The organism is Actinomadura sp. NPDC049382 (assembly GCF_040677125.1).
GTDB classification, from domain to species: Bacteria; Actinomycetota; Actinomycetes; order Streptosporangiales; family Streptosporangiaceae; genus Spirillospora; species Spirillospora geliboluensis.
Genome location: NZ_JBFARO010000008.1, coordinates 69,128 through 91,636 on the forward strand (window position 1 = coordinate 69,128; position 22,509 = coordinate 91,636).

Genomic DNA, 22,509 nt, shown 5'->3' on the forward strand with positions numbered 1-22,509 from the left:
GCCCGCTACCAGTGCAGGTTCAGCAGCAGGGCGCGCGCCGGGCTGTCGCGTTCGCGGGCCGCCGCCAGCACCAGCCCTTCGCCGGGACGCGCCACCAGCTCGACCGGCTGGTACAGGCCGCTCGCGCCGTGGTCGAGCCGGACCAGCTCCGCGCCCGACTCGACCTCCCACGCCAGCGTCAGCGGCCCGCTCGTCGCGGCGGCCACGACCCGCAGGTCCGGCAGGACGCCGAGGGCGACGTCGGCGGAACCGGCCGCGTCGAGGGAGAAGGTGCGCAGGAGTTCGCCGGTGAGGCCGTCCCAGACGTGCACCGCCGATCCGGACGCGGCCGCGACCCGGAAGGAGCCGTCGTCCAGCGTGGCGAGGGCCACCTTCGGCATGGCCGCCATCGCCCGCGACTCCAGCGCGAACTCGTGCGCCTTCGCGCCCGTGTCGACGTCCCAGACGTGGACGGTCGAGCGCTCCGAGTCGTCCGACGCGGCGGCCACGCAGGTGTGCCCGTCCGCCAGCACCGCCGCCGCGACCGACCAGACGATCTCGACGCCGGGCGGGCCCACGGTGAAGCAGGCCCGCTCGCGGACGTACTCGACCGACCAGACCCGGACCGTCCCGTCGTCGCTCCCGGAGACCAGCGAGGGGACCTGGCCCGGCGGGCACGCCCACGCCACCGCGTTGACCGCGCCCTCGTGGTCGTCGATCTCCTGGAGGGCGGTGCCGTCCAGCGCCGACCAGACCCGGACGAGTTGGTCCTTCCCGGCCGTCGCCAGGACGGTCGTCCCGTCGCCGGTCACGGCCAGCGCGACGTCCAGCACCCACTCGGTGTGGCCGGCGAACGTGCGCGCCGCCGCGCCGTCGCGGAGGTTCCACAGGCGGGCCGCGTCGTCGTGCGCGGACGCGAGCACGGTCCGGCCGTCGGGCAGGGCGGCGAGGGCCAGCGCGTTCGGGCTCGGCCCGCCGCCGGCGGTGTCCGGCCAGGCGGGCGGCGTGATGTCGCGGACGTCCACCCGCGCAGGCGCCCAGGCACGCGGCCTCCCCGTGGCGGCGCGGACCGGGCCGGACGGCGTCAGCCCGTCCGGCGCGGGCGGCCCGTCCGGTGTCAGCGCCCACTCGGACCGGGGCCGGCCGTAGACGTACCGCCACTCGTCGGCGTCGATACTGGCGATCACCGACCCGTCCGGGAGGGCGCTGAGGCCCGCGGGCATCTCGGGACGGCCCTCGATCGGCGCCTCGAAGCCGACGCCGTCGAGGTCGGTGTCGCGGTACGGGAGTTCGGGGTCCTCATTGGCCCGGACGATCTCCACATACCTCCGGACGGCGGTGTCCTCGTCCAGATAGTCGACGACCCGGTACTCGCCGCCCGGATCCATGTTCTCGATGACGGCGAACCGGCGCACGCCGTCCTTCGGATCGTCGTACCGCGCCACCTCGATCGAGCCTCCGAGAAGCGCGTGCGTCTCCGTCCGGTGCAGCGTCGTCCCGGCATCGACCGCGGAGTGGAGTTCGTCCCAGAGGTCGTCCTTCAGTTCGCCCCAGCATTCGTACAGGCAGGAGCCGCCGGTGTCGTAAAGGACTCGGGACCCGTCGGCGCCGCATACCCGGCGGAACGGCTCGGCGTCGACCGGAGTCGGCTCCCAGCGCCCCTTATGCCGCCGCATTTGCGCCTGGACCGCCTGCCACGCCGCGCCCTTATCCGGAAACGCGCGGACGCCGAAGCCCTGGTGACGCACATACCAGCCGCCCGAGCCGAGTTCGCCGACCTGGATATGGACGGGCCCCTCAATCGGATCGTGGTCACACAGAACCCACTGCATCACCGGGGAATGACCATCGTCCAATGCGAAGTTCCAGAACCTGGCGCCGGGCACGCGGCGATCCTAACCACGGGCACCTCCCTTGTACGCGATGCCGGGAAGATGCCGGGAAACGGCCACCGGCCGACCCGGCGCGGATAGCGTTCTCGCCCGTGGAACAACGGAACAACGACGAATCCGCCGAACGGCGGGCGCTCGGCGCGCTCTGCGACGACCTCCCGGCGCTGCGGGAGCAGTGCGCGGACGGGCCCGAGCGGCTGCTGCTGTCCCGCGTCGAGGCCGCTGCCCGCGCCCGCCGCCCCGTCCGGGCGCTGCTCGCCGAACTCGTCGGCGGGGACCCGGGCGGCCCGGGGCGCGGGCCCGCCGCCGGCCTCCCCGGCGCCGGGCCCGGCCGTGCCGACGAGGAGACCTTCGGCTGCCCCGACGGGGCCTGCGACCGGATCGCCGACGGGGTGCCCGCCGGGCCGTTCCCGCGCTGCCGCGTCACCGGTCTCCCGATGGCCCCGCGGTGACGACGTGAACGCCTTCTTCACCGAACTGGCCAAGAAGCTCGCCGAACGCTGGGTGGGGCTGCTCGCCGTGCCCGGACTGCTGTTCGTCGGGGTCACCTGGGCCGGGTCCCGGCTCGGCTGGGCGCACGCCCTCGACCTGACCATGCTCCGCGCCCAGGTCACCGCCCTCGGGACGGAGCAGGGCAAGCTCACCGTCTCGGCGCAGATCCTCACGGCCGTCTGGCTGCTGCTGGCCGCGTGCGGGATCGGCCTCGTCGTCCAGGCGCTCACCGCGCCCGTCCGCGGGCTGTGGCTCGGCCAGTGGCCGCGCGGCCTGCACGGGCTCCGCGACCGGCTCACCAGAGCACGGTCCGACCGCTGGAACGCGCACGTCGAAACGCGCCACGCCCTGCAGCGCGCGCACCCCGCCGCCGAGCGGACACCGGCGCAGCAGGCCGCCATCGACGCCGCCGCCGACCGCGCCAACCGGATCGCCCTCGCCCCTCCCGCACGTCCCACTTGGATGGGCGACCGGGTCGCCGCCGTCGAGCAGGTCGCGCTGAACCGCTACTCCCTCGATCTGGCGTTCGCCTGGCCGCGGCTGTGGCTCGTCCTGCCCGACCCGGTCCGCGCCGACATCTCCGCCGCGCACGGCCAGTTCGCCGCGACCGTCGTCACGTTCGCCTGGGCGATCCCGTACGCGGTGCTGACCGTGTGGTGGTGGCCGGCCGCGGTCGTCGCGCTCGCCGTCGCCCTCACCGGGTGGACGCGCGCCCGCTCCGCGCTGGCCGAACTCACCGACCTCACCGAAGCCGCGGTCGACCTGCACGGACGCACCCTCGCCACGTCCCTCGGGACTTCGCCGCTCGAGACCACGGGCCCCCTCTCGCAGGACGAGGGCCGGGCCATCACCCGCCAGACCCGCAAGGGACGCTGACCCGCCGAGCCGAGGACGACGGGTGCGATAACAGCTGATCTGTTCGCACGTTCATCACGTCTATCACTGCGATGTTCGCAAAACAAGACGTTATATTTTCCACGGTGCCGACCTATGATCAACGTCGGTCAGCCGGCACCGCCCGTCCGCCGCCGCGGCGGAGGGCCGCCTCGCTCTGCCCCCGAGCACAGGAGGTCCCCATGTCTCCGCACGTCAACCCGTTCTCACGGCGCAAGTTCCTCGGCTGGAGCGGGGCCGGCGCGGCCACCGTCCTGCTCGGCACCGGCGCGCTCGGCGCGTCCGCCGCACACGCCTACACGTTGCGTAAATCTGGTCTCTTCACACTCGGCATCGCATCGGGCGACCCGTCCCCGGACGGCTTCGTGCTCTGGACCCGGCTGGCGCCCGACCCCTTCGCCGCCGACGGCAGGGCCGGGATGCCCGACCGCCGCATCAAGGTCGAGTACGAGGTGGCGCACGACGAGGGGTTCCGCCGGATCGTCCGGCGCGGCGAGGCCGTGGCGACGCCCGAACTCGGCCACTCGGTGCACCCGGAGATCTCCGGGCTCGCCCCCGGCCGCGAGTACTTCTACCGCTTCCGCGCCGCCGGGGAGATCTCACCGGTCGGCCGCACCCGGACCATGCCCGCCGCCAGGTCGCTCCCGCGCGAGCTCTCGTTCGGCGTCGCGTCCTGCCAGGCGTGGCAGGACGGCTACTTCACGGCCTTCGACCACATGGCCGACGAGGACTTCGACCTGATCGTCCACCTCGGCGACTACATCTACGAGTACGAGCTCACGAACAACAACCGGCGCGGGGTGACCGTCCCGCCCCAGTTCGGCACGGAGACCTTCGACCTCGCCCGGTACCGCCTCCAGTACTCGCTCTACAAGGCCGAGCAGCCGCTGCAACGCGCGCACGCGCAATGCCCCTGGATCCACACCCTCGACGACCACGAAGTGGTGAACGACTGGGCCGACGACACCGTCCTCATGGGCCGCGACCCCAACCCGGACCCGGCCGAGTTCGCCGCCCGCAAGGCCGCCGCCTTCCAGGCGTTCTACGAGAACCTGCCGCTGCGCCGCGCCCAGATGCCGGCGGGCCCGGACATCAGGCTGCACCGCCGCGTCTCCTACGGCCGGCTCGCCGACTTCACGATGATCGACACGCGCGGCCACCGCGACATCCAGGCCTGCTCCTACGGCAACGGGACGGGCCGCACCTCGTCCTGCGACGAGCGCTTCGACGCCGCCCGCACCATCCTCGGCGACGAGCAGCGCCGCTGGCTGCTGGACGGCTTCGCCCGGTCGCGGGCCCGCTGGCAGATCCTCGGCAACCAGGTCCCGATGGGGGAGACCGACTGGGACGCGGGCCCCGGCAAGGACGTCTGGGTCGACCCGTGGGACGGCTACGTCGCCGACCGCGACAAGGTGCTCGCCGCCGCGCACGAGCACGGCGTCCGGAACCTGGTCGTGCTCAGCGGCGACCGGCACCAGAACTACGCCGTCGACCTCAAGCGCGACTTCGACGAGCCCGGTTCGCCGACCGTCGCGACCGAGTTCGTCACGACGTCCGTCACCTCCGGCGGCGACGGCGCCGACATGGACGACCTCGGCCGCAGGTTCCTCGCCGCGAACCCGCACATGCGCTTCTTCAACGCCCAGCGCGGCTACATCAGGGTGAACGTCGACCGCGACGCCTGGCGCAGCGACTTCCGCGTCCTGCCCTACGTCACCAGGCCGGGCGCCCCCGTCTCCACCCGGGCGTCCTTCGTCATCGAAGACCGCAAGCCCGGAGTCCAGCCGGCCTGACCACATCCAGCCGCCGGACCCGGGTCAGGGGACGGCGGGGCGGGTGCGGCGGCGGGCTCCGATGAGGCGTTGGAGGGCGATGAAGCCGAACAGCAGGACGCCGATGGCGATGCGCGTCCACCAGGAGCTGAGCGTGCCCTCGAAGCTGAGGATGGTCTTGATGACGCCGAGGACGAGGACGCCGAGCACGCTGCCCACGAGGTAGCCGGAGCCGCCGGTGAGGACCGTCCCGCCGATGACGACGGCGGCGATCGCGTCCAGCTCCATGCCGATCGCGTGGGTCGGGTCGCCGGACAGGGTGTAGAGCGCGAACAGCACGCCGCCGAGCGCGGAGCAGAAGCCGCTGATCGCGTACACCTGGATCTTCGTGCGGCCGACGGGCAGGCCCATCAGCATCGCCGACTGCTCGTTGCCGCCGACGGCGTAGACGTTGCGGCCGGTGCGCGTCCACTGCAGGACGACGGCGCCGACGGCGGCCACGAGCAGGGCGGTGACCGCGCCGTAGGAGATGTGGTCGCCGCCCGGCAGGTGCAGGGAGTTGAGGGCGAGGGCGTCGAAGAACGAGTCGTCGATGGAGATCTGGTTCTCGCTCAGCGTCAGGCATAGGCCGCGCGCCAGGAACATCCCGGCGAGCGTCGCGATGAACGGCTGCACCTGGAACACGTGGATCATGTAGCCCATGGCCGCGCCGAACAGCGTCCCGAAGGCGAGCACCAGCGGGATGACGGCCGGCGCGGGCAGGTGCAGCTTCATCGTGCCGATCGCGCACAGCATCCCCGACAGCGCCACCACGGAGCCCACCGACAGGTCGATGCCGCCGGTGAGGATCACGAACGTCATGCCGACGGCGACGACGATGAGGAACCCGTTGTCGATGAAGAGGTCGAGGAAGACCTGGGTGGTGCCGAAGTTCGGGTAGCGGATCGCCCCCGCCGCGAACGCGGCCACGAACAGCCCGAGCGTCACCAGGACGGGGACATGCCTGCGGCGCGGCACGAGGGCCCGCCCACGAACGGCCGCACCAGATGGGACGGCGCTCATGCCGTGACCTCCTGCTTGTTGGGCTTGGCCGGCTCCGGGCGCGCGGGCCTTCGGCGGCGGGCGAACTTGGCGCGGAAGGCGGGCGACTGGAGGAGGCACACGATCGTGACGACGACCGCCTCGAAGACCAGCGTGGTGCGCGGCGGGATGCCCGCGGTGTAGATCGTGGTGTCGAGGGTCTGGATGATGAGGGCGCCCACGACCGTCCCGGCGAGCGAGAACCGGCCGCCGGTGAGGGCGGTGCCGCCGAGGACGACGGCGAGGATCGCGTCCAGCTCGATCCACAGCCCGGCGTGGTTGCCGTCCGCCGACAGCGTGTTGGAGCTGATCATCAGCCCGGCGATCCCGGCGCACAGCCCGCAGAACGCGTACGCCAGGACGATCAGCCCGGCGGCGCGGATGCCGACCAGCCGGGACGCCTCGGCGTTGCCGCCGACCGATTCCAGCAGCATGCCGAGCGCGGTGCGCCGGGTCAGCAGGACGGTCGCCGCGAGCGCGAACGCCACCAGGATGATCGCGAACGGCAGGCCGAGCCAGTAGCCGCCGCCGATCATCTTGTAGTCCTGGTCGTTGATCGTGATGATCTGGCCGCCGGTGATGAGCTGGGCGACACCGCGTCCCGCCACCATGAGGATCAGCGTCGCGATGATCGGCTGGATGCCGAGGCGGGTGACCAGCAGCCCGTTCCACATCCCCAGCAGCAGCGACACGATGACGGCGGCGCCGATCGAGACGGCGAGGCCGTGGCCCTCGCTGATCAGGTAGCAGGCCAGCGCGCCGGAGATGGCGACGGTCGCCCCGACGGACAGGTCGACGCCGCCCGTCGCGATCACGACCGTCATACCGAGCGAGACGAGGATCAGCGGCGCGCCGAACAGCAGGATGTCGATGAGGCTCCCGTACAGGTGGCCCTGCCGCACATGGATCGCCAGGAAGCCGTGCGTGAAGACGACGTTCCCGAGCAGCAGGACGACCAGCACGGTCACCGGCCAGAACAGCGTGCTCCGGGTGAGGGCGGCGAGTCGGGAGAGGGAGTGCGCCGGCTTCATACCTCCGCGTCTCCGTTCGCGATGGTCTGCAGGATGCGTTCGGGGGTCAGCGACCCGTCGTTGCGGAGTTCGGCGACGAGCCTGCGGTCGCGCAGCACCTCGACCTTGTGCGAGATGCGCAGCACCTCCTCCAGCTCGGCGGAGATGAACACGACGCCCATGCCGTCGCGGGCGAGCGACACCACGAGGCGCTGGATCTCGATCTTGGCGCCGATGTCGATGCCGCGCGTCGGCTCGTCCAGGATGAGCAGTTTCGGCCGGGTGATGAGCCAGCGCGCGAGCAGCACCTTCTGCTGGTTGCCGCCGGACAGGTTCTTCACCGGGGTGTCCGGGTCGGGCGGGTGGATGCGCAGCGCCTTGACGTACTCGTCCACCAGCTCGTCGCGGCGGCGCCGGCTCAGCGGGCGGAGCCAGCCGCGCGCGGCCTGCAGCGCGAGGACGATGTTCTCCGCGACGCTCAGGTCCATGACCAGGCCGTCGCCCTTGCGGTCCTCGGGGCAGTACGCGACGCCCCGGTCGATCGCGGCGCGCGGCGTGCGGATCGAGACGGGGCCGTCGGCCGTCCGGATCCGGCCGCTGTCGGCGTGGTCCGCGCCGAAGATCAGCCGGGCGAGCTCGGAGCGGCCGGAGCCGAGCAGGCCCGCGAACCCGACGACCTCGCCCGCGCGCAGGTCGAGGTCGGCGGGGGCGATCGCGCCGGTCCGGCCGACGCCTTCGAGTGCGAGCAGCCGCTCCCCCTCGGGGGCGTCGAGGGAGGTCTCGTCGAGTTCCTCCAGCGACGCGAGCTCCTGCCCGGTCATCTTCGCGACCAGCTCGAACCGGCTCAGCTCGCCGATCGGGTACTCGCCGACGAGGCGGCCGTTGCGCAGCACCGTCACCCGGTCGCAGACCTCGTAGATCTGCTCCAGGAAGTGGGAGACGAACAGGATCGCGACGCCGTCGTCCTTGAGCCGGCGCATGACGTCGAACAGCCGGCGGACCTCACCGCGGTCGAGGCTGGACGTCGGCTCGTCCAGGACCAGCACCTTCGCCTGGAGGTCCACCGCCCGGACGATCGCGACGAGCTGCTGCACCGCGAGCGAGTACGACCCGAGCTGCGCGGTGACGTCCAGGTCGAGGTCGAGCCGGGCCAGCAGCTCGGCGGCACGGCGGTTGATCGCCGCCCAGTCGATGCGGCCGGACCGGCGGCGCGGCTGGCGGCCGATGAAGACGTTCTCGGCGACCGACAGGTTCGGGCAGAGGTTGACCTCCTGGTAGACGGTGCTGATGCCGAGCCGCTGGGCGTGCAGCGGCCCCTGGACGAGGGTGCCGCGCCCGTCGATCGCGACGGTCCCGGCATCGGCCCCGTAGACGCCGGTCAGCACCTTGATGAGGGTGGACTTGCCGGCGCCGTTCTCCCCCATCAGCGCGTGCACCTCGCCGGGGAACAGCCGGAACGCCACGTCGTCGAGGGCCTGGACGCCGGGGAACCCCTTGGAGATGCCGTCCATCTCCAGGACGGGCACGGTCATGGCCGCCTCCTCCTAGCCTGGGGGTCAGTACTTGCGGGTGGGCAGCGCCTCCTTGGCCTTGGCCTGGTCGAAGACCGTCTCGACGGTGACGATGCGCTTCTCGACCTTCTCGCCGGCCTTGACCTTCTTCGCCGTGTCCATCAGCTGGCCGCCGAGCAGCGGGTTGCACTCGACGATGAAGTTGAACTTGCCGTCGGCGAGGGCCTGCATCCCGTCCTTGACCGCGTCGACCGTGACGATCTTGATGTCCTTGCCGGGGGTGAGGCCGGCCTCCTGGATCGCCTGCATCGCGCCGAGGCCCATGTCGTCGTTGTGGGCGAACAGCACGTCGATGTCCTTGTGCGCCTTGAGCAGGGCCTGCATGACCTCCTTGCCCTTGGCGCGGGTGAAGTCGCCGGATTGCGAGGCGATCACCTTGAGGTTCGGGGCGGCCGCGATGGCCTGCTCGAAGCCCTTCTTGCGGTCGATCGCGGGCGCGGCGCCGACGGTGCCCTCCAGCTGGACGATGTTGACCGGCTCCTTGGCGTCCTTGTACTCCGACACCAGCCAGTCGCCGGCCTTCTTGCCCTCCGCGACGAAGTCGGAGCCGAGGAAGGTGACGTAGAGGGACGCGTCGGAGTCGACGGCCCGGTCGGTGAGGACGACCGGGATGTCCGCCGCCTTGGCCTCCTTGAGGACGGCGTCCCAGCCGGTGACGACCACCGGGGAGAAGGCGATGACGTCGACCTTCTGCTTGATGAAGGACCGGATCGCGGCGATCTGGTTCTCCTGCTTCTGCTGGGCGTCGGAGAACTTCAGGTCGACGCCCGCGGCCTTCGCGGCCTCCTGGATCGACTTGGTGTTGGCCGTCCGCCAGCCGGACTCCGCGCCGACCTGGGAGAAGCCGAGGACGAGCTTGCCGGAGCCGGAACCGGAGCCGTCGTCGCCGGAGCCGCAGGCGCTGAGGGCCGTCAGCGCGAGCGAGGCGCCCGCGACGGCGACGATGAGCCGCTTGAGCATGGGATCTTCCTTCTTCCTCGGGGGGTCGGCGAAGGGCGTCTGGGGCGGCGTCCGCGGGCCCGCGAATGTTAGCGGTAACATTCGGAGCCGAGGACGGGACCCCGCCGAGGCGGGGCTCAGTGTGGCGCGTGTCACGAATGTTTGCGCTAACTCTCCACCATGTCAATCCCCCAGGGGTCTTTCGGGACCCGATCGCGGCCCTTGACGCCGGGCGCTGGTACCGCTAACAGTCCGCCTCCGAGCGCCGCCCGCCCGGCCGCCCGCGGAGTTACCGTGAAGGGATGTGACGGGACGAATCGCCCGCCGCGGCAGCGGCCCGCGGCGCCGCCCGCGCACGGGCGGCGGCCCCGGTCCGGCACCGGCCGAAAAAATCAATCTCGATCGCGTGTGATCGTTTCGGCCCGCATAAGCGTCTCCAGAACGGGGAGGGGAAATGGTCGGGGGGAACGGGAGACGAGTTGGTGAAATCCATGACTGAGCCGCGAGTCGGCGTGGTAGTGCCCATATACAACGTGGAGCCGTATCTGGAGGAATGCCTGACCTCCATCGCGCGGCAGTCGCTCCGCGAATTGGACGTCGTACTGGTCGATGACGGATCGACCGACACCAGCGCGAAGATCGCGCAGAACTTCGTGAACGAGGACCCCCGGTTCCGGCTGATCCGGCAGGCGAACGGCGGGCTCGGCAATGCGCGCAATGTGGGGGCGGCCGGCGTGCGCGGCCGTTTCCTGGCGTTCGTCGACAGCGACGACGTCCTGCCCGGCTACGCGCTCGAACTGCTGGTGAGCACCCTGGAGCGGACCGGGTCGGACATCGCCTCGGGCAACGTCCAGCTGCTCACCGAGGAGGGCCTGCGGCAGTCGCCGATGCACCGCCGCCCGATGGCGTCGACGCGGCTGCGCATCCACGTCACCCGCGACCACCTGCTGATGTACGACCGGCTGGTGCCCAACAAGGTCTTCCGCCGCGCGTTCTGGGACGAGCACGACCTGCGCTTTCCCGAGGGCGTCCTGTACGAGGACATCCCGGTGACGCTGCCGGCGCACTTCCTCGCCACGTCAGTGGACGTGCTCAGCGAGCCCGTCTACTACTGGCGGCAGCGCGCGGGCGGCGACCTGTCGATCACCCAGCGGCGCACGGAGATCGGCGCGGTCACCGACCGGTTCGCGGCGGTGGAGACCGTCAGCCGGTTCCTCGGCGCCCGGACGGAGCCGGAGGTGCGCGCCTGCAAGCGCGAGTACGACGAGGTGGCGCTGCGCAGCGACCTGCGCATCTTCCTGAACGTGCTGGCCGAGGCGGACGAGGAGTTCCGCGCCCGGTTCGTGGAACTGGCCCACGGTTTCCTCGAACAGGCCGACCGCACCGCGCTGAACGACCTCCCCGCGATGATGCGGTTGAAGTGGCATCTCGTCGGCCGCGGATTAGTGCCGGAGCTGCTCCAGGTGCTGGAGTACGAGCGCCGGAAACTGCGGATTCCGGTGACGCGGAGGTTGTGGCGCCATTACGCGCGGTACCCGTACTGGGGCGACCGGCGGCTGAAAATCCCGCGCCGGGTGTTCCGGCTCGGCGAGGAACTCGCCGCCCGCACGCGATTGCACGAAGTGACCTGGCGGGACGGAAAGCTGCACATCACCGGGCACGCTTTCATCGCCAATGTCGGGACGCGTTTCCCCTGGTCGTCCCTCAAGGTCATCGGTCTCCGGGAGCCGGAGAGCGGCACCACCCGGGTGGTCCCGGCGTGGACGCGGCGCTGCCGCGACGCCGACGAGAGCGCGCGCGATCCGGAGCGCAGCCACGCCTGGTCCGGGTTCTCCGCCACCATCGACCCGAAGCGGCTGCGCCGGGACGGCCGGTACATCGACGGGACCTGGCTGATCGCGGCCGGCGTGTACGACCGCGGGGTGCTGCGGCGCGGGGCGCTGGCGGCGGCGTCCTCGGGCAGCGCCGCGCACCCTGGCTGGCACTACGTCGCGCCTGACGTGCGCGTCGTCCCCGTGTTCACGCGCGGCGGCACGCTGCGGCTCCGGGTGGAGACCGTACGGGCGCGCCTCACCGGCCACCGGGTGAGCGGCGACGCCCTGGAGGTCACGGGAACGGTCCTCGGCGGCGTGCCCGACGGCGCCGCGCTCGCCGTGCAGCGCAACGCCGGGACGCTGCTGGACCGCTACCCGGTGGAACCGGACGCCGACGGCACCGGCGGCTTCCGGGCACGGATCCCGCTCAGCGCACTCATCGACGACATGCCCGCCCAGGACGAGGGGCCGGACGTTCCGGGCACCCCGCCGGGCACCGCGGCCGACACCGGGGTTCAGTGGCGGCTCGAACTGAGCCTGCCGAACGACAGCGCGGCCCAGCCCTCAGACGGCGCGGACGCCGCCGCGCCGACCCCCGAGGACGAGACGGCGGCCGGAGCCGCCACCGTGGCCAGCGACCCCGCGCTGCCGGCCGACCGCCCGGCGGCGGGCGCCCCCGAGACGTCCGACACCCCCGGCGCGCCGGACGACTTCGCCTCCGACGACGACGCGGCGGACGACGACGCCGCCTCTGGGGACGTCCCCGCGTCCGCCTCGGACGACGCCTCCGCGGCGCCGGACGAGATGATCCGGATCGTCCTCGACACCGACATCGACGAGGGCCTCTACACCTACGCCGACACGGAGTTCGCGGTCCTGCGCTCCCGGCACGGCTACGCCGGGCTGGAGGCCCGCATCCCCCGCCCGGTCCTCACCGGCGCGGCCTGGGAGCAGGACGGGACGCTGGTCCTCACCGGCGACTGCCCGCCCGCCACCCCCGACCCGGCGGAGCTGGTGCTGCGCAGCCGCGACCGCAACGAGGAGCGCGCGTTCCCGCTGACCCGGACGGACGGCCGGTTCCGCGCCGAACTTCCGGTGAGCCGGCTCGTCTCGCTCGGCGGCGTCCTGCCGCTCGCGTCGGGCCGGTGGGACCTGCGCGTCCGCCGCCCGGCGACCGCGTCGTCCCCGGCCGGGCGGAACCTCGCCGTGCCGCTGGACCACGCGGCGCTGGACCGGATGCCGGTCGAGAGGACGATCGACGGCCGCCGCTACGTCCTGCGGGAGCAGGGCTACGACGTGCCCGTCCTGGAGGTCCACTCCGACCTGCGGCCCGGCGAGCGCGGCGCGTACCGGCAGGCGCGCACCCGCGCCCGGCACTACCGCGCGCCGCGCCGCCTGCGGTCGCTGCGCCCGGCGGTGCTGTACGACAGCTACTCCGGCAAGCAGTACTCCGACAGCCCCCGCGCGATCCACGAGGAGCTGGTGCGGCGCGGCGCCGACGTCGAGCACCTGTGGGTGGTGCGCGACGCGCAGGTGGAGCTGCCCGAGACGGCGCGGCCCGTGCGGCTGTGGGGCGCGGAGTGGTACGAGGCCATGGCCCGGAGCCGCTACGTCATCTCCAACGCGCACCTGCCCGAGTGGTTCGTCCGCCGGCCCGGCCAGGTCGTCGTCCAGACCTGGCACGGCACGCCGCTGAAGCGCATCGGGTTCGACATCGAGGACGTCCACTTCGCCAACGCCCGCTACCTGGAGAAGGTGGCCAAGGAGGCGCCGAACTGGAGCTACCTCGTCTCCCCCAACGCGTTCAGCACCCCGATCCTGCGCCGCGCGTTCCGTTACGAGGGCGAGCTCATCGAGACCGGGTACCCGCGCAACGACATCCTCGCCTCGCCCGACCGCAGCCTCCTCGCGGAGCGGGTGCGCGAGCGGCTCGGCCTGCCCGCGGACAAGCGCGCCGTCCTGTACGCGCCGACCTGGCGGGACGACAGCTACTATGGCCCCGGCAAGTACCGGCTCGACATGCGGCTCGACCTGGAGCGCGCGGCGGCCGAACTCGGCGACGACCACGTGCTGCTGGTCCGGCGGCACCCGAACGTGGTCGACACCGTCCCGGAGGTGGGGGACGGCTTCGTCCGCGACGTGTCCGCCTACCCCGACATCGCGGAGCTGTTCCTGGCCGCGGACGTCCTCATGACCGACTACTCGTCGCTGATGTTCGACTACGCGAACACGGGCAGGCCCATCCTGTTCTTCACCTACGACCTGGAGCACTACCGGGACGAGCTGCGCGGCTTCTACTTCGACTTCGAGGAGGAGGCGCCCGGCCCGCTGCTCGGCTCGTCCGACGAGGTGATCGAGGCGCTGCGCTCGCTCGACCAGGTCGAACGCGACTACGCCGAACCCTACGACCGGTTCGTCCGGCGCTTCTGCGAGCTGGACGACGGCAAGGCCGCCAGCCGCGTCGCCGACCGCATCCTCGAGACCGGTTGACGAGCGGTCCCGAATGACAGGATCCGACGCACGAGTGACCGACCAGCAGAAACCGGACGAGCCGACCGGCGAACAGCCGACCGGCGAACAGCCGAGCGGCGAGCAGGCGACCGGCGAGCGCGCGCCCCGTGCGCGCGCCCGCCGCCGGCGCCCCGGCGGCGCGGCTGCGGGCCGCCGGGGCGGCGGCGATGCGGCGGGCCACCGTCCCGGCGCTGCTGACCTGGCTGGTGATGACGCCGGTGGCGATGCTGCTGCCGAGCCTCGCCGACCAGGACCCCTTCACCCCGCGCGGCGCGGTGCTGCCCGTCGCCGCCGGCGGCGTGCTGCTGGCCGCCGCGCTGGCGGTCGCGGCGGCGCGGCCCCGCCGGTGGCGCGTGCCGCTCCGCACCGAACCGCTGACCGGGGTGGCGGCGGGGCTGCTGGCCGCGTGGGTGGTGCTCGCGCTGCGCAGCACGCTGCACGGCACCCCGTTCGGGTTCGCCGGGCTCCTCGGGGACGAGGGCCGGATGAGCGCGATGGTCACCCGCTACAGCGCCACCGCCGTCCCCACGGACGGCATCGTCGCCGGGGTGCCGTCCGAGTACCCGCCGCTGTTCCCGTGGGTGGTCGGCAGGGCGTCCGCGCTGCTGGACCTGCACGCCTGGCAGGTGCTCGGCGACGCGCAGACCCTCACGATCTCCGGCGCGGTGCTGCTGGCGTTCCTGCTGTGGACGCGGCTGGTGCCCGCGCCCGCCGCGCTCGCCATCGCCGCCGCCTCGCTGGTCGCGTTCGGCGATCCGCGCAAGGCGCACGAGGTCGTCGCGCTGGCCGTGTTCATCCCGTGGGTGCCGGCGACGTTCGGCCGCCCGCCGCGCGGCCGGCTGCACTGGCTGCCCGCCGGGGTCCTCGGCGGCCTGGTCGTGGCCACCTACCTGGGGTTCATGCTGTGGGGCGCGGCGGGCATCCTCGTCCTGGCGTGGCTGGCCTGGCGGGCGGCCGACGACCGCCGCCGGTACCTGGCGTACCTGGCGAAGGTGGTCGTGGTGGCCGCCGTGACGGCGAGCTGGTACCTGGTGCCCTACGGCTGGACGCTGCTGAGCGAGGGCGGGCAGATGGTCTCCGACCAGTTCCCCGCGCCCGCCATCACGAGCAACCCGTTCCCATTCCTGGCCGCCACGCCGCTGGGGCTCCTGCAGCTGACCGGCCTTGCCGGCGCCATCTGGTACCGCCGCACGACCTGGTGGGCCACTCCGCTGCTGTGCCTGATCGGCGGCGCCTACCTGTACCGGGCGGTCGCCGCCGCCCGCTACGTCTTCACCGACCACACCGGGCTCTTCTACCACACCGCGCGGATGATCACGGTGCTGCTCGCCATCGCCGGGGTGCTCACGATCGTGCACGCGGGGCCCGGCCTGGTCCGGCGGTTCGCCACCCGGGACACCGTCCCGCACGGCATCACCGCCGCCGCCCTGGCCGCGCTGGTGGGCTGGTCGGCGTTCAGCTACTGGCGCGAGTGGACGCCGCCGCCGCCCGGTACCGACATAGCGGAGGTCACCGACACCCACCGCTACGCCGTGCTGGCGCATGCCGAGCCGCGTCCCAACGGGAAGCGCACACGGTTCGCGCCCGCCGAGCCCAGGATCCGGTGGTTCCCGGTGCAGCAGATCAATAATGCGGTGACGGAGGTCCTCGGCCGCGACGCCGCGCCGCGCACCCTCTCCTACGACGAGCGCCTGTTCGCCTACCTGCCGTGGCCCGGTTACATCGCCGTTGACCGCACTGCGGCGGCCAGCACGAGCCATTGGGACGACCGGCACGACGCCTTGGCGGCACTGGCCAAGGTCCAGGACCCGGCCGCGTTCGCCAAGGCGTCCGCCAACACGCGCTTCGGCGGCATCGAGGTGTTCGTGCTGCACACCAATCCGCAGGCGTGGACGTGGGGCGATCTGCGCTTCAGCCCGTCCCAGTTCAGCCCGAGCCACTTCACGGTGCGCTCACTGCCCAAGAACACGGTGGTCGCCATACGCAATCGACGGTGACGGTTCAGGGGTCAGGACTGGGGACGGGTGACGCGCAGCTTGGACTGGCCGTGCGGGAGCTCCTCCCAGTCGTCCATGAAGCGGGCGGCGAAGCCGTGGCGTTCGGCGAGCGCCGTCAGCGTCTCGGTGCGGTAGTAGAAGTCCTCGCGGAGGACGTGGTGCTCGGTCCCCTCCGTCCGGTCGAAGGTGAAGTCGAAGAAGCCGCCGGGCGCGAGGACGCGGCCGACGTGGGCCAGGCACTCGTCGATCACCTCGATCGGCGAGTGGCTGAACACGCTGTGCGCGTGGACGACCGTGAAGTGCGCGTCCGGCAGGAAGCGCAGCTTCAGGTCGTCGACGAGGGTCAGATGCGGCATCTTGTCCTGCAGCTCCTGCTGGACGAGCGTGTGCTGCGCCGCGAGCAGGATGTCGGGTGAGATGTCGATGCCGTAGTAGTTGCCGCCGTCCAGGTAGTCGATGAACCGCCAGCCGGCGCGGAGGTTGCCGCAGCCGATCTCCAGGAGCCGGTCGTCCGGCTTCAGCCCGTGCTTGCGCAGGTAGTCGAACTGCATCTGGCCGAGTTGCAGCCAGCGCTCCCGCGTGGGGCTGCCGACGGCGGCCTCCGGGCTCCGGGCCGCGTCCGACCTCATCACGGCCCGGTAGTAGGCGACGTGGCCCCGGTTGGCGGCGCGGAGCTTCACGTCCCGCGCCAGCCGCGACAGGTACGCCCGCACCTTGTCCGGGTTCTGGGCCGCATAGCGCAGCCGGTACGCCAGGCTGGCGCGGTTCCGCTTCAGGTTGTGCTTCAGGTTCGTCTTCCGGCGTGGCGGCGATTTCGTCATGGGGCCTTCTGTTCCTTGACTGATTGGCTGTTGTGGAAGATGTCAAGGGGGTCCCAGCGGCGCTTCACCTCTTGGAGCCTGGTGTAGCCGTCCTTGTAGTAGAGGGTCGACGCCGATTGACCCGACGTGTTCCAGGTCGTCGTGTCGTTCAGGTCGACGTCGGGGTAGTTGATGTAGCAGCCGTCGGTCGCGAGGTCGTCCTGCTTGCTGCCCACCTTGGGGACGCCGCCGCTGTCGGCGAAGGTCGCCCGGTAGGTGTTGCGGATCCAGTCCAGGTAGGTGTGCTCCTGCTGGTCGGTCGCCGTCCAGTAGACCTGGTACTGCATTTTCATGATGGAGTCGCGCTGCCGGGCAGCCGTGTCCCGTGGGGGTCTGTTGATGGCTCCGCCGTAGGAGTCGATCTGGATGAGGGACTGCGGGTTGTTGTAGTCGCGGTAGGGGCCGTCCTTGCTGAGATGGGCCCACATCGCGTCGATCTGCTTGGTGCTGAACGGCTTGCGCATGTAGGCGGACTTGTACTTGCCGCACTGGTCCTCGCCGCTGCTGTCCAGGACCTGCGTGGCCGTCAGCCAGGGCATGTCCCGCGGGATCTTCAGATGCCCGAGGGACGGCCGCTCGCCCATGAAGGTGCGCATCTCCGTCGGATCGGCCTTCATCCCGCGGTTCATCTTCGTGATGAACTCGTCCATGGCCGCGATGCCGTGCGGGTCGTCGATGTCCACCTGCGCGGTCAGCCCGATCTGGCCGTTGCAGTGGTGGTTGAGCGCGAGCATCCCGAACAGCTTGCCGCTCGCCTGGGTCGGGTCCTGGTTGTCGTGGAAGTACTTCCCGAACGAATTGAGCAGCGCGGTGAAGTCGTTCTTGGTGAGGTCCTTCCAGTTCCAGGCGATGCCCGCCAGACGGACCTTGCTGGGCGGTTTCGGAGGGTCCCTGAACCAGAACTTGGTGATGAGGCCGAAGTTCCCGCCGCCGCCACCGGTGTGCGCCCACCACAGTTTCTGCAGATCGGGGTTTTCTGTGTCGTCGCGCCGCGCGACGACGAGCTCGACGGTCTTGTCCCTCTTCACCACCGCCACTTCGACCGCGTACAGGTAGTCGACGGTGAGCCCGAACTGGCGCGAGAGAAGGCCGTACCCGCCGCCCGTGATGTGCCCGCCCAGGCCCACGGAATAGCAGGACCCTCCCGGCAGAGCCCGCCCGCTCACGGGGAAGAGATGGCTGTAGGTGTGCCAGTTGCTGGCACCGGCCTCCACGCAATAGGCGTCCATTTTCGTGTCGTACTCGATCTTGCACATCTGGGAGACGTCGAGGATCACCCGCACGTCGTCGCCGCAGACGAAGTTCTCGTAGCAGTGCCCGCCGGAGCGGACCGTGATGCGCGTGCGCTTGGGGTTCTTCGGCTCCTCGCGGACCGCCTTCTGCAGCGCCTCCTTGGCCTCCGTGGACGACCGCACCACCACGACGTACTCGGGCTCGCCGATCCACCGCTGGTTGAAGCCGCGGCTGAGGGAGGGGTACCGCACGTCGCCCGGCTGCACGACCATCGACGGCTGAGGGGTCTTGCCGGTCATCGAAGCCACCACCTTCTGGGGAGTTTGAACGTCCGCCGAACGCGCCGCCCGGGTCACCCCGGGCACACGTCCGACTACTCTCAGCTTCCCGATGCTCACTCTCCGAAAACACGGAGTAAGGCGTCTGTGGCGGCGGACTGATCGCCGGCATGCCCCGCCGGGCCGCCGCCATGGGCGGGGCGCGGCGGGATGCCCAAAAATGGATCTTCGATAATCTGGTCGGAATTTGCCATCAGCACGCCACGGCGGCGGAGGCTCTATTGATCACCATCGTCGGCGTGTGGACGGGCGGCAATGTCATCGGCCATTTCGCCGACGTCGACTGCAGACCGGAACAAGCACGATGAGCGCTTGTTCAAAGCCTCTCGCGCCTGGTGATGACGGTCGGCCGTGCGCGGGCCGGGGCGGTCAGGCGCGGAGGCCGGCGGCGTAGTCGGCGAAACGCTCGTCGACCTCTTCCGCGGTGAGGCCGAAGTCTTCGAGCGAGTACCGGTGGGACGGTTTCGCGGCGCCGCTGGAGCTCTCGCCGTGCAGCCGCGTCATCGCCGTCCGGGCCTCGTCCGTGAACGGCAGCCCGAAACGCGCGTAGACGCCCTCCACGGTGCCGATCGGGTCACGGACGAAGTCGTCGTAGTGGACGTCCGCGAACTGGTCGGGATCGTGCCGTGCCCGCTCGGCGCGGAACTGGTCGAGCCCGCGGCTCCACAGGTCCAGCTGGTCGCGTCCGAGCGTGGCGCCCGTGAACGTCTCCGACCATCCGGCGGTCGCGTGCGCGGCGAGGCTGCACATGGACGCCATCGCGGTGCGCGGTGTCCGGTGCGTCTGGATGATGAGCGCGTCGGGATAGACGTCGAGGAGCGCGTCCAGCGCGAAGAGGTGGCTCGGGTTCTTCAGCACCCACCGCCGTCCGGCGTCGTTCAGCCCGATGAGCTGGAGGTTGCGCCGATGGCGGCGGTAGGTGGGCGTCCAGTCCTGCCCGGCGAGCCAGGACGAGTAGCCCGGCACGTGCGCCAGGGATTCGAACGAGATCGACAGCATGCTCTGCCGCAGCAGCTGCCAGCATTCCTCGACCGAGTCGGCCGAGATGTAGTGGACGCCCATGAACTCGGGGTTCTCGACATGGTGCCGCCGATATCCGGCGTCGATCGCCTGGAAGACCGGGTCGTCCGCCCACGTCTCACGCGGCGGGCGCGGCTGCGGCACTTCCGCGAGCCACAGGTCGAGCCCCTGATGGGCGGGGTCGGCGGTGAGCAGCCGGTGCAGGGCGGTCGTCCCCGTCCGCGGCAGGCCGGTGACGAAGATCGGGCGCTCGATCGGCACCTCCGCATGCGCGGGATGCCGTTTCCAGGCCGCCTCGGAGAACTGCCGCGCGGCCAGCGCGCCCCGCAGCATCGCCCGCTGCGCCTTGTTCCCGAGCGGAGTGAGGCCGGCCTCCTTCGCCAGCGACTCCAGCAGGACCTTCAGCCCGTCGAGGTAGTCGTCGTCACCGAAGTCGTCCATGCCGGTGACCTTGCCGGCGGAGGCGTGGAGATCCTCGACCGTGCCAACGCTGTCGCGACCCGCGCTCATCGGTCCGCCCTCTCCTAGTGGTGCCACTCGCCGGAATTGACGTCCAGGCATTGCCCGGTGACCGCCCGCGCCAGCGGCGACAGCATGAACACCACGGCGTCGGCGACCTCGTCGGGCTCGGGCAGTTTCCGGAGGTCGGTCGTCGCGGCGTTCTCGTCGTAGACCTCCTGCGCGGTGATGCCGCGCTTCTTGGCGAGGTGGTTGAAATACCACTGGAGGTTGTCGGCCCAGATGTATCCGGGGGCGATCGTGTTCACCCGGACGCCGCGCGGCCCGAGTTCGGTCGAGAGGTTCTGCGCCATCGCGAGAAGGGCGGCCTTGGCCATCTTGTAGGCGCCGAACGTCCGCCGCGAATGCCGCAGGACGGCCGAGTTCACCATGACCACGGACCCGCCGTGCTCTTCGAGCGCGGGAACGAACAACCGGGTCAGGTGCAGCGCCGCGAGCACATTGGTCTCGAACCCGGCCCGCACCGCATCGAGGTCGACCTTCGTGAGGTCGGTCAGCGGCGGCGTGGCGAAGGCATTGTTGACCAGCCCGTCGACCCGTCCGAACGCTTCCCGGGCGGTCTCCGCGAGCCGCTCGCAGGCCGCCGCGTCATTGATGTCGGTCGGAACCGTGACGGCCCGGCGCCCGATCTCCTCGACCTCCTTGGCGACCTCGGCGAGCCGTTCCTCGTTGCGCGCTGCGAGCACCACGTCCGCACCGGCCTTGGCGCACTGCACCGCCAGCCCGCGTCCCAGCCCGGGCCCGACGCCCGAGATGACGACGACCTTGTCCTCCAGCAGTCCCGCCATCAGCCGAGCATCCTCTTCGCGACGGCGACCTGACGGGCCGCGATCTTCTCCGACCATTCCTGCGGGGTGACCCGCTGCTTCTCGTAGAACGGCAGGACGCGCGGAAGGTCGTCGAACTTCACGACCTCCACCGTCGGGCCGTCCTCGGGCGTGAGGTCCCGCGCAAGCCGCTGCCAGCGGAATTGCAGATATCCCCGGCGATGCCCGGTCCGCTCGATCCAGTTGGCGAGCCCCGGGTCGCGCTCGCTCACGATGTACCGGATCTTGCCGTCCTCGTCGATCCTGGCCTGGTCGGCGGTGAGGCTCGTCTGATGGTTGATGTAGTCGAGCGAGATGTACCACATGCTGCCGAGCTGGAAGCCCTGATAGGGCGCCACGTCCCGCTCGGCGGCCGGCGCCGTGATGACGATGACCTCGTCGTCATCGAGGTCGTAGTGCCCCACCGACGAGAACTGCGTGGCCAGCCCGCCGGGCGTCGGCCGCGGCTCGGTCAGCGTATTGACCGGCAGCTGCAGGTAGTGCCATTCCGGGAAGGCCAGGAACGTGCGAATCCTGGACACCAGCATCTTCCCGGCGATCTGGTACCGCCGCGCCATCCGCTCGGCCGGAACGGCCAGCGGCGAGGTCCCGATCGTGTCGGCGCGATGGATGCGGATCTCGCCCGGCCGCTCGTTCTCCCAATCGCTGAACACTTCCCGGACGATCAGCATCGCCGCACCCGAAGGCAGCGTGACGTAACCGGGCCCGGGATCGTCCTTGGGCGGCCCGAACCGCAGCTGGAACGACCCGTCCGCGGCGATGTCGAGTTCCCGGTCGTCGAACGCGGTCAGGCTGTCCGGCGACTGCGTGGGCGAGTAGTCGCCGTTCATGACCTGGAAGCTCAGATCGGAGGTCGTCCCCCGCCGTCCGGTGACCACGTACTCGGCGTCGTCCCGGATGTAGGCGTGGAAGTACAAGGTGTCGGGGTTATCGAGCCCCAGCTTGGTGTACGGCCCGGTGGACGACGCGAAGAACGGATAGTCCTGCTGGTAGGCGCCGACCATGTGCAGCGAGGCTTTAATGCTGCCGGCGAGGTAGTCGAGCCCCTCGGCCAAGTCCTGGTCGGTCTTGACGTGCGGCGCAGCGCGGATGATGCGCTCCGCCTCCACGACCGCGTCGGCGAACGCGCGCGTCGCGGCTTCGAACGAATCGGTCTTGCCTTCGGTGGCCACCGGGCACTCCTAACGGACGCGGGGCGCGAGCGCCGTTGAGATCGCGACACTGAGGACCGGACGTTAGAACCCGTTCTAGGAGCGGGTCAACGCCGGTCCCGGTCAATGGGAGGTGGTGAACTTCAGGCTCGGGGCGTCGTCCAGCGACACCATGTACTCGTACGTCCGCCGGTGCCCGGTCTTCTCCACGAGCCAGCGCCCGTCCTCGCGCCGGTAGGTGTCGTAGTAGAAGGCGGCGCCCCGGATGAGCAGCCGGTGCTCCGGGATGATGATCGTGTCGTCCAGCGACCAGATCCCGGTGGCCCGGTCCCCGTCCAGATCGATCTCCGGGCACCCGGCCGTATGGGTGCTGATCTTCCCGTCGTCCAGGTTCTCCCGCATGTACTGGACGATCGCGTCCCGCCCCTCCAGCCGGAGCGTCTTGCCGAGCACCGGGGTGTCGTACTCGGCGACGGCGTCCTCCGCGAACACGTCGGCGAACTCGTCCCACAGCTTCAGGTCGACGCACCGCAGGTAGCGGTACTTGAGCCGCCGGATCTCTTCCAGAGCAACCAGGTCCATGTGCCCAAGACTGGCCCCTGCCGCCCTG

The 22,509-nt window shown here is 71.0% G+C and carries 17 protein-coding genes; 6 read left to right on the plus strand and 11 right to left on the minus strand.

The window, feature by feature from the left end; all coding sequences use genetic code 11:
• Positions 1–5: 5 nt before the first annotated feature.
• Entirely contained in the window at positions 6–1,655 is a 1,650-nt protein-coding gene (locus AB0K34_RS08005; RefSeq protein ID WP_364546426.1) for a hypothetical protein, read from the minus strand.
• A 308-nt stretch (positions 1,656–1,963) separates the two neighbouring features.
• Between AB0K34_RS08005 and AB0K34_RS08010 the strand changes: the two genes are divergently transcribed.
• From AB0K34_RS08010 to AB0K34_RS08020, 3 genes are all read left to right on the plus strand, one after another.
• Complete coding sequence (locus tag AB0K34_RS08010; RefSeq protein ID WP_138635652.1) at positions 1,964–2,323, plus strand: hypothetical protein; 360 nt, start codon at positions 1,964–1,966, stop codon at positions 2,321–2,323.
• A gap of 4 nt (positions 2,324–2,327) precedes the next feature.
• Positions 2,328–3,239: a hypothetical protein gene (locus AB0K34_RS08015; RefSeq protein WP_364546430.1), complete on the plus strand. Its 912-nt coding sequence runs from the start codon at positions 2,328–2,330 to the stop codon at positions 3,237–3,239.
• 200 nt (positions 3,240–3,439) lie between these two features.
• Positions 3,440–5,050 (plus strand): alkaline phosphatase D family protein, encoded by a 1,611-nt coding sequence (locus AB0K34_RS08020; RefSeq protein ID WP_364546432.1) that lies wholly within the window; start codon positions 3,440–3,442, stop codon positions 5,048–5,050.
• A 24-nt stretch (positions 5,051–5,074) separates the two neighbouring features.
• Here the strand turns inward: AB0K34_RS08020 and yjfF are convergent, their stop codons facing one another.
• From yjfF to AB0K34_RS08040, 4 genes are read right to left on the minus strand one after another with little or no spacing between them, the layout of a single operon-like run.
• Positions 5,075–6,091, minus strand: coding sequence for a galactofuranose ABC transporter, permease protein YjfF (yjfF, locus tag AB0K34_RS08025; protein WP_364546435.1), 1,017 nt, complete (start codon positions 6,089–6,091; stop codon positions 5,075–5,077).
• The gene (locus AB0K34_RS08030) at positions 6,088–7,140 is read right to left on the minus strand and encodes an ABC transporter permease (RefSeq protein ID WP_364546438.1); all 1,053 of its coding nucleotides are present in this window, start codon (positions 7,138–7,140) and stop codon (positions 6,088–6,090) included. Before AB0K34_RS08030 ends, yjfF begins: the two co-directional genes overlap by 4 nt.
• Positions 7,137–8,651 (minus strand): sugar ABC transporter ATP-binding protein, encoded by a 1,515-nt coding sequence (locus tag AB0K34_RS08035; protein WP_364546441.1) that lies wholly within the window; start codon positions 8,649–8,651, stop codon positions 7,137–7,139. Before AB0K34_RS08035 ends, AB0K34_RS08030 begins: the two co-directional genes overlap by 4 nt.
• Positions 8,652–8,675: 24 nt before the next feature.
• Entirely contained in the window at positions 8,676–9,650 is a 975-nt protein-coding gene (locus tag AB0K34_RS08040) for an ABC transporter substrate-binding protein (protein WP_138635648.1), read from the minus strand.
• Positions 9,651–10,120: 470 nt separating this feature from the next.
• Here AB0K34_RS08040 and AB0K34_RS08045 point away from each other — a divergent pair, with 470 nt between their 5' ends.
• Together AB0K34_RS08045 and AB0K34_RS08050 are read left to right on the plus strand one after the other, a co-directional pair.
• Entirely contained in the window at positions 10,121–13,933 is a 3,813-nt protein-coding gene (locus AB0K34_RS08045; RefSeq protein ID WP_364546444.1) for a CDP-glycerol glycerophosphotransferase family protein, read from the plus strand.
• Positions 13,934–14,061: 128 nt separating this feature from the next.
• A complete protein-coding gene (locus tag AB0K34_RS08050; RefSeq protein ID WP_364546447.1) occupies positions 14,062–15,951 on the plus strand; it encodes an arabinofuranosyltransferase in 1,890 nt (629 codons plus the stop codon).
• 11 nt (positions 15,952–15,962) lie between these two features.
• Here the strand turns inward: AB0K34_RS08050 and AB0K34_RS08055 are convergent, their stop codons facing one another.
• Both AB0K34_RS08055 and AB0K34_RS08060 read right to left on the minus strand, forming a co-directional pair.
• Positions 15,963–16,772: a class I SAM-dependent methyltransferase gene (locus tag AB0K34_RS08055; protein ID WP_364546450.1), complete on the minus strand. Its 810-nt coding sequence runs from the start codon at positions 16,770–16,772 to the stop codon at positions 15,963–15,965.
• Positions 16,769–18,343 carry a BBE domain-containing protein gene (locus tag AB0K34_RS08060; protein WP_364546452.1) on the minus strand — a complete coding sequence of 525 codons (1,575 nt, stop codon included), beginning with the start codon at positions 18,341–18,343 and terminating at the stop codon, positions 16,769–16,771. The genes AB0K34_RS08055 and AB0K34_RS08060 overlap by 4 nt, the downstream gene beginning before the upstream one ends.
• A 149-nt stretch (positions 18,344–18,492) precedes the next feature.
• Between AB0K34_RS08060 and AB0K34_RS08065 the strand changes: the two genes are divergently transcribed.
• Entirely contained in the window at positions 18,493–18,690 is a 198-nt protein-coding gene (locus AB0K34_RS08065; RefSeq protein WP_364546455.1) for a hypothetical protein, read from the plus strand.
• Between the two features lie 61 nt (positions 18,691–18,751).
• Here AB0K34_RS08065 and AB0K34_RS08070 read toward each other — a convergent pair whose 3' ends face one another.
• From AB0K34_RS08070 to AB0K34_RS08085, 4 genes are all read right to left on the minus strand, one after another.
• The gene (locus tag AB0K34_RS08070; protein WP_364546458.1) at positions 18,752–19,912 is read right to left on the minus strand and encodes a sulfotransferase; all 1,161 of its coding nucleotides are present in this window, start codon (positions 19,910–19,912) and stop codon (positions 18,752–18,754) included.
• Between the two features lie 14 nt (positions 19,913–19,926).
• Positions 19,927–20,709 carry an SDR family oxidoreductase gene (locus tag AB0K34_RS08075; protein WP_138639386.1) on the minus strand — a complete coding sequence of 261 codons (783 nt, stop codon included), beginning with the start codon at positions 20,707–20,709 and terminating at the stop codon, positions 19,927–19,929.
• Entirely contained in the window at positions 20,709–21,920 is a 1,212-nt protein-coding gene (locus AB0K34_RS08080) for a hypothetical protein (RefSeq protein ID WP_364546461.1), read from the minus strand. Before AB0K34_RS08080 ends, AB0K34_RS08075 begins: the two co-directional genes overlap by 1 nt.
• A gap of 102 nt (positions 21,921–22,022) precedes the next feature.
• Positions 22,023–22,481 carry a nuclear transport factor 2 family protein gene (locus tag AB0K34_RS08085; protein ID WP_301176028.1) on the minus strand — a complete coding sequence of 153 codons (459 nt, stop codon included), beginning with the start codon at positions 22,479–22,481 and terminating at the stop codon, positions 22,023–22,025.
• Positions 22,482–22,509 lie beyond the last annotated feature (28 nt).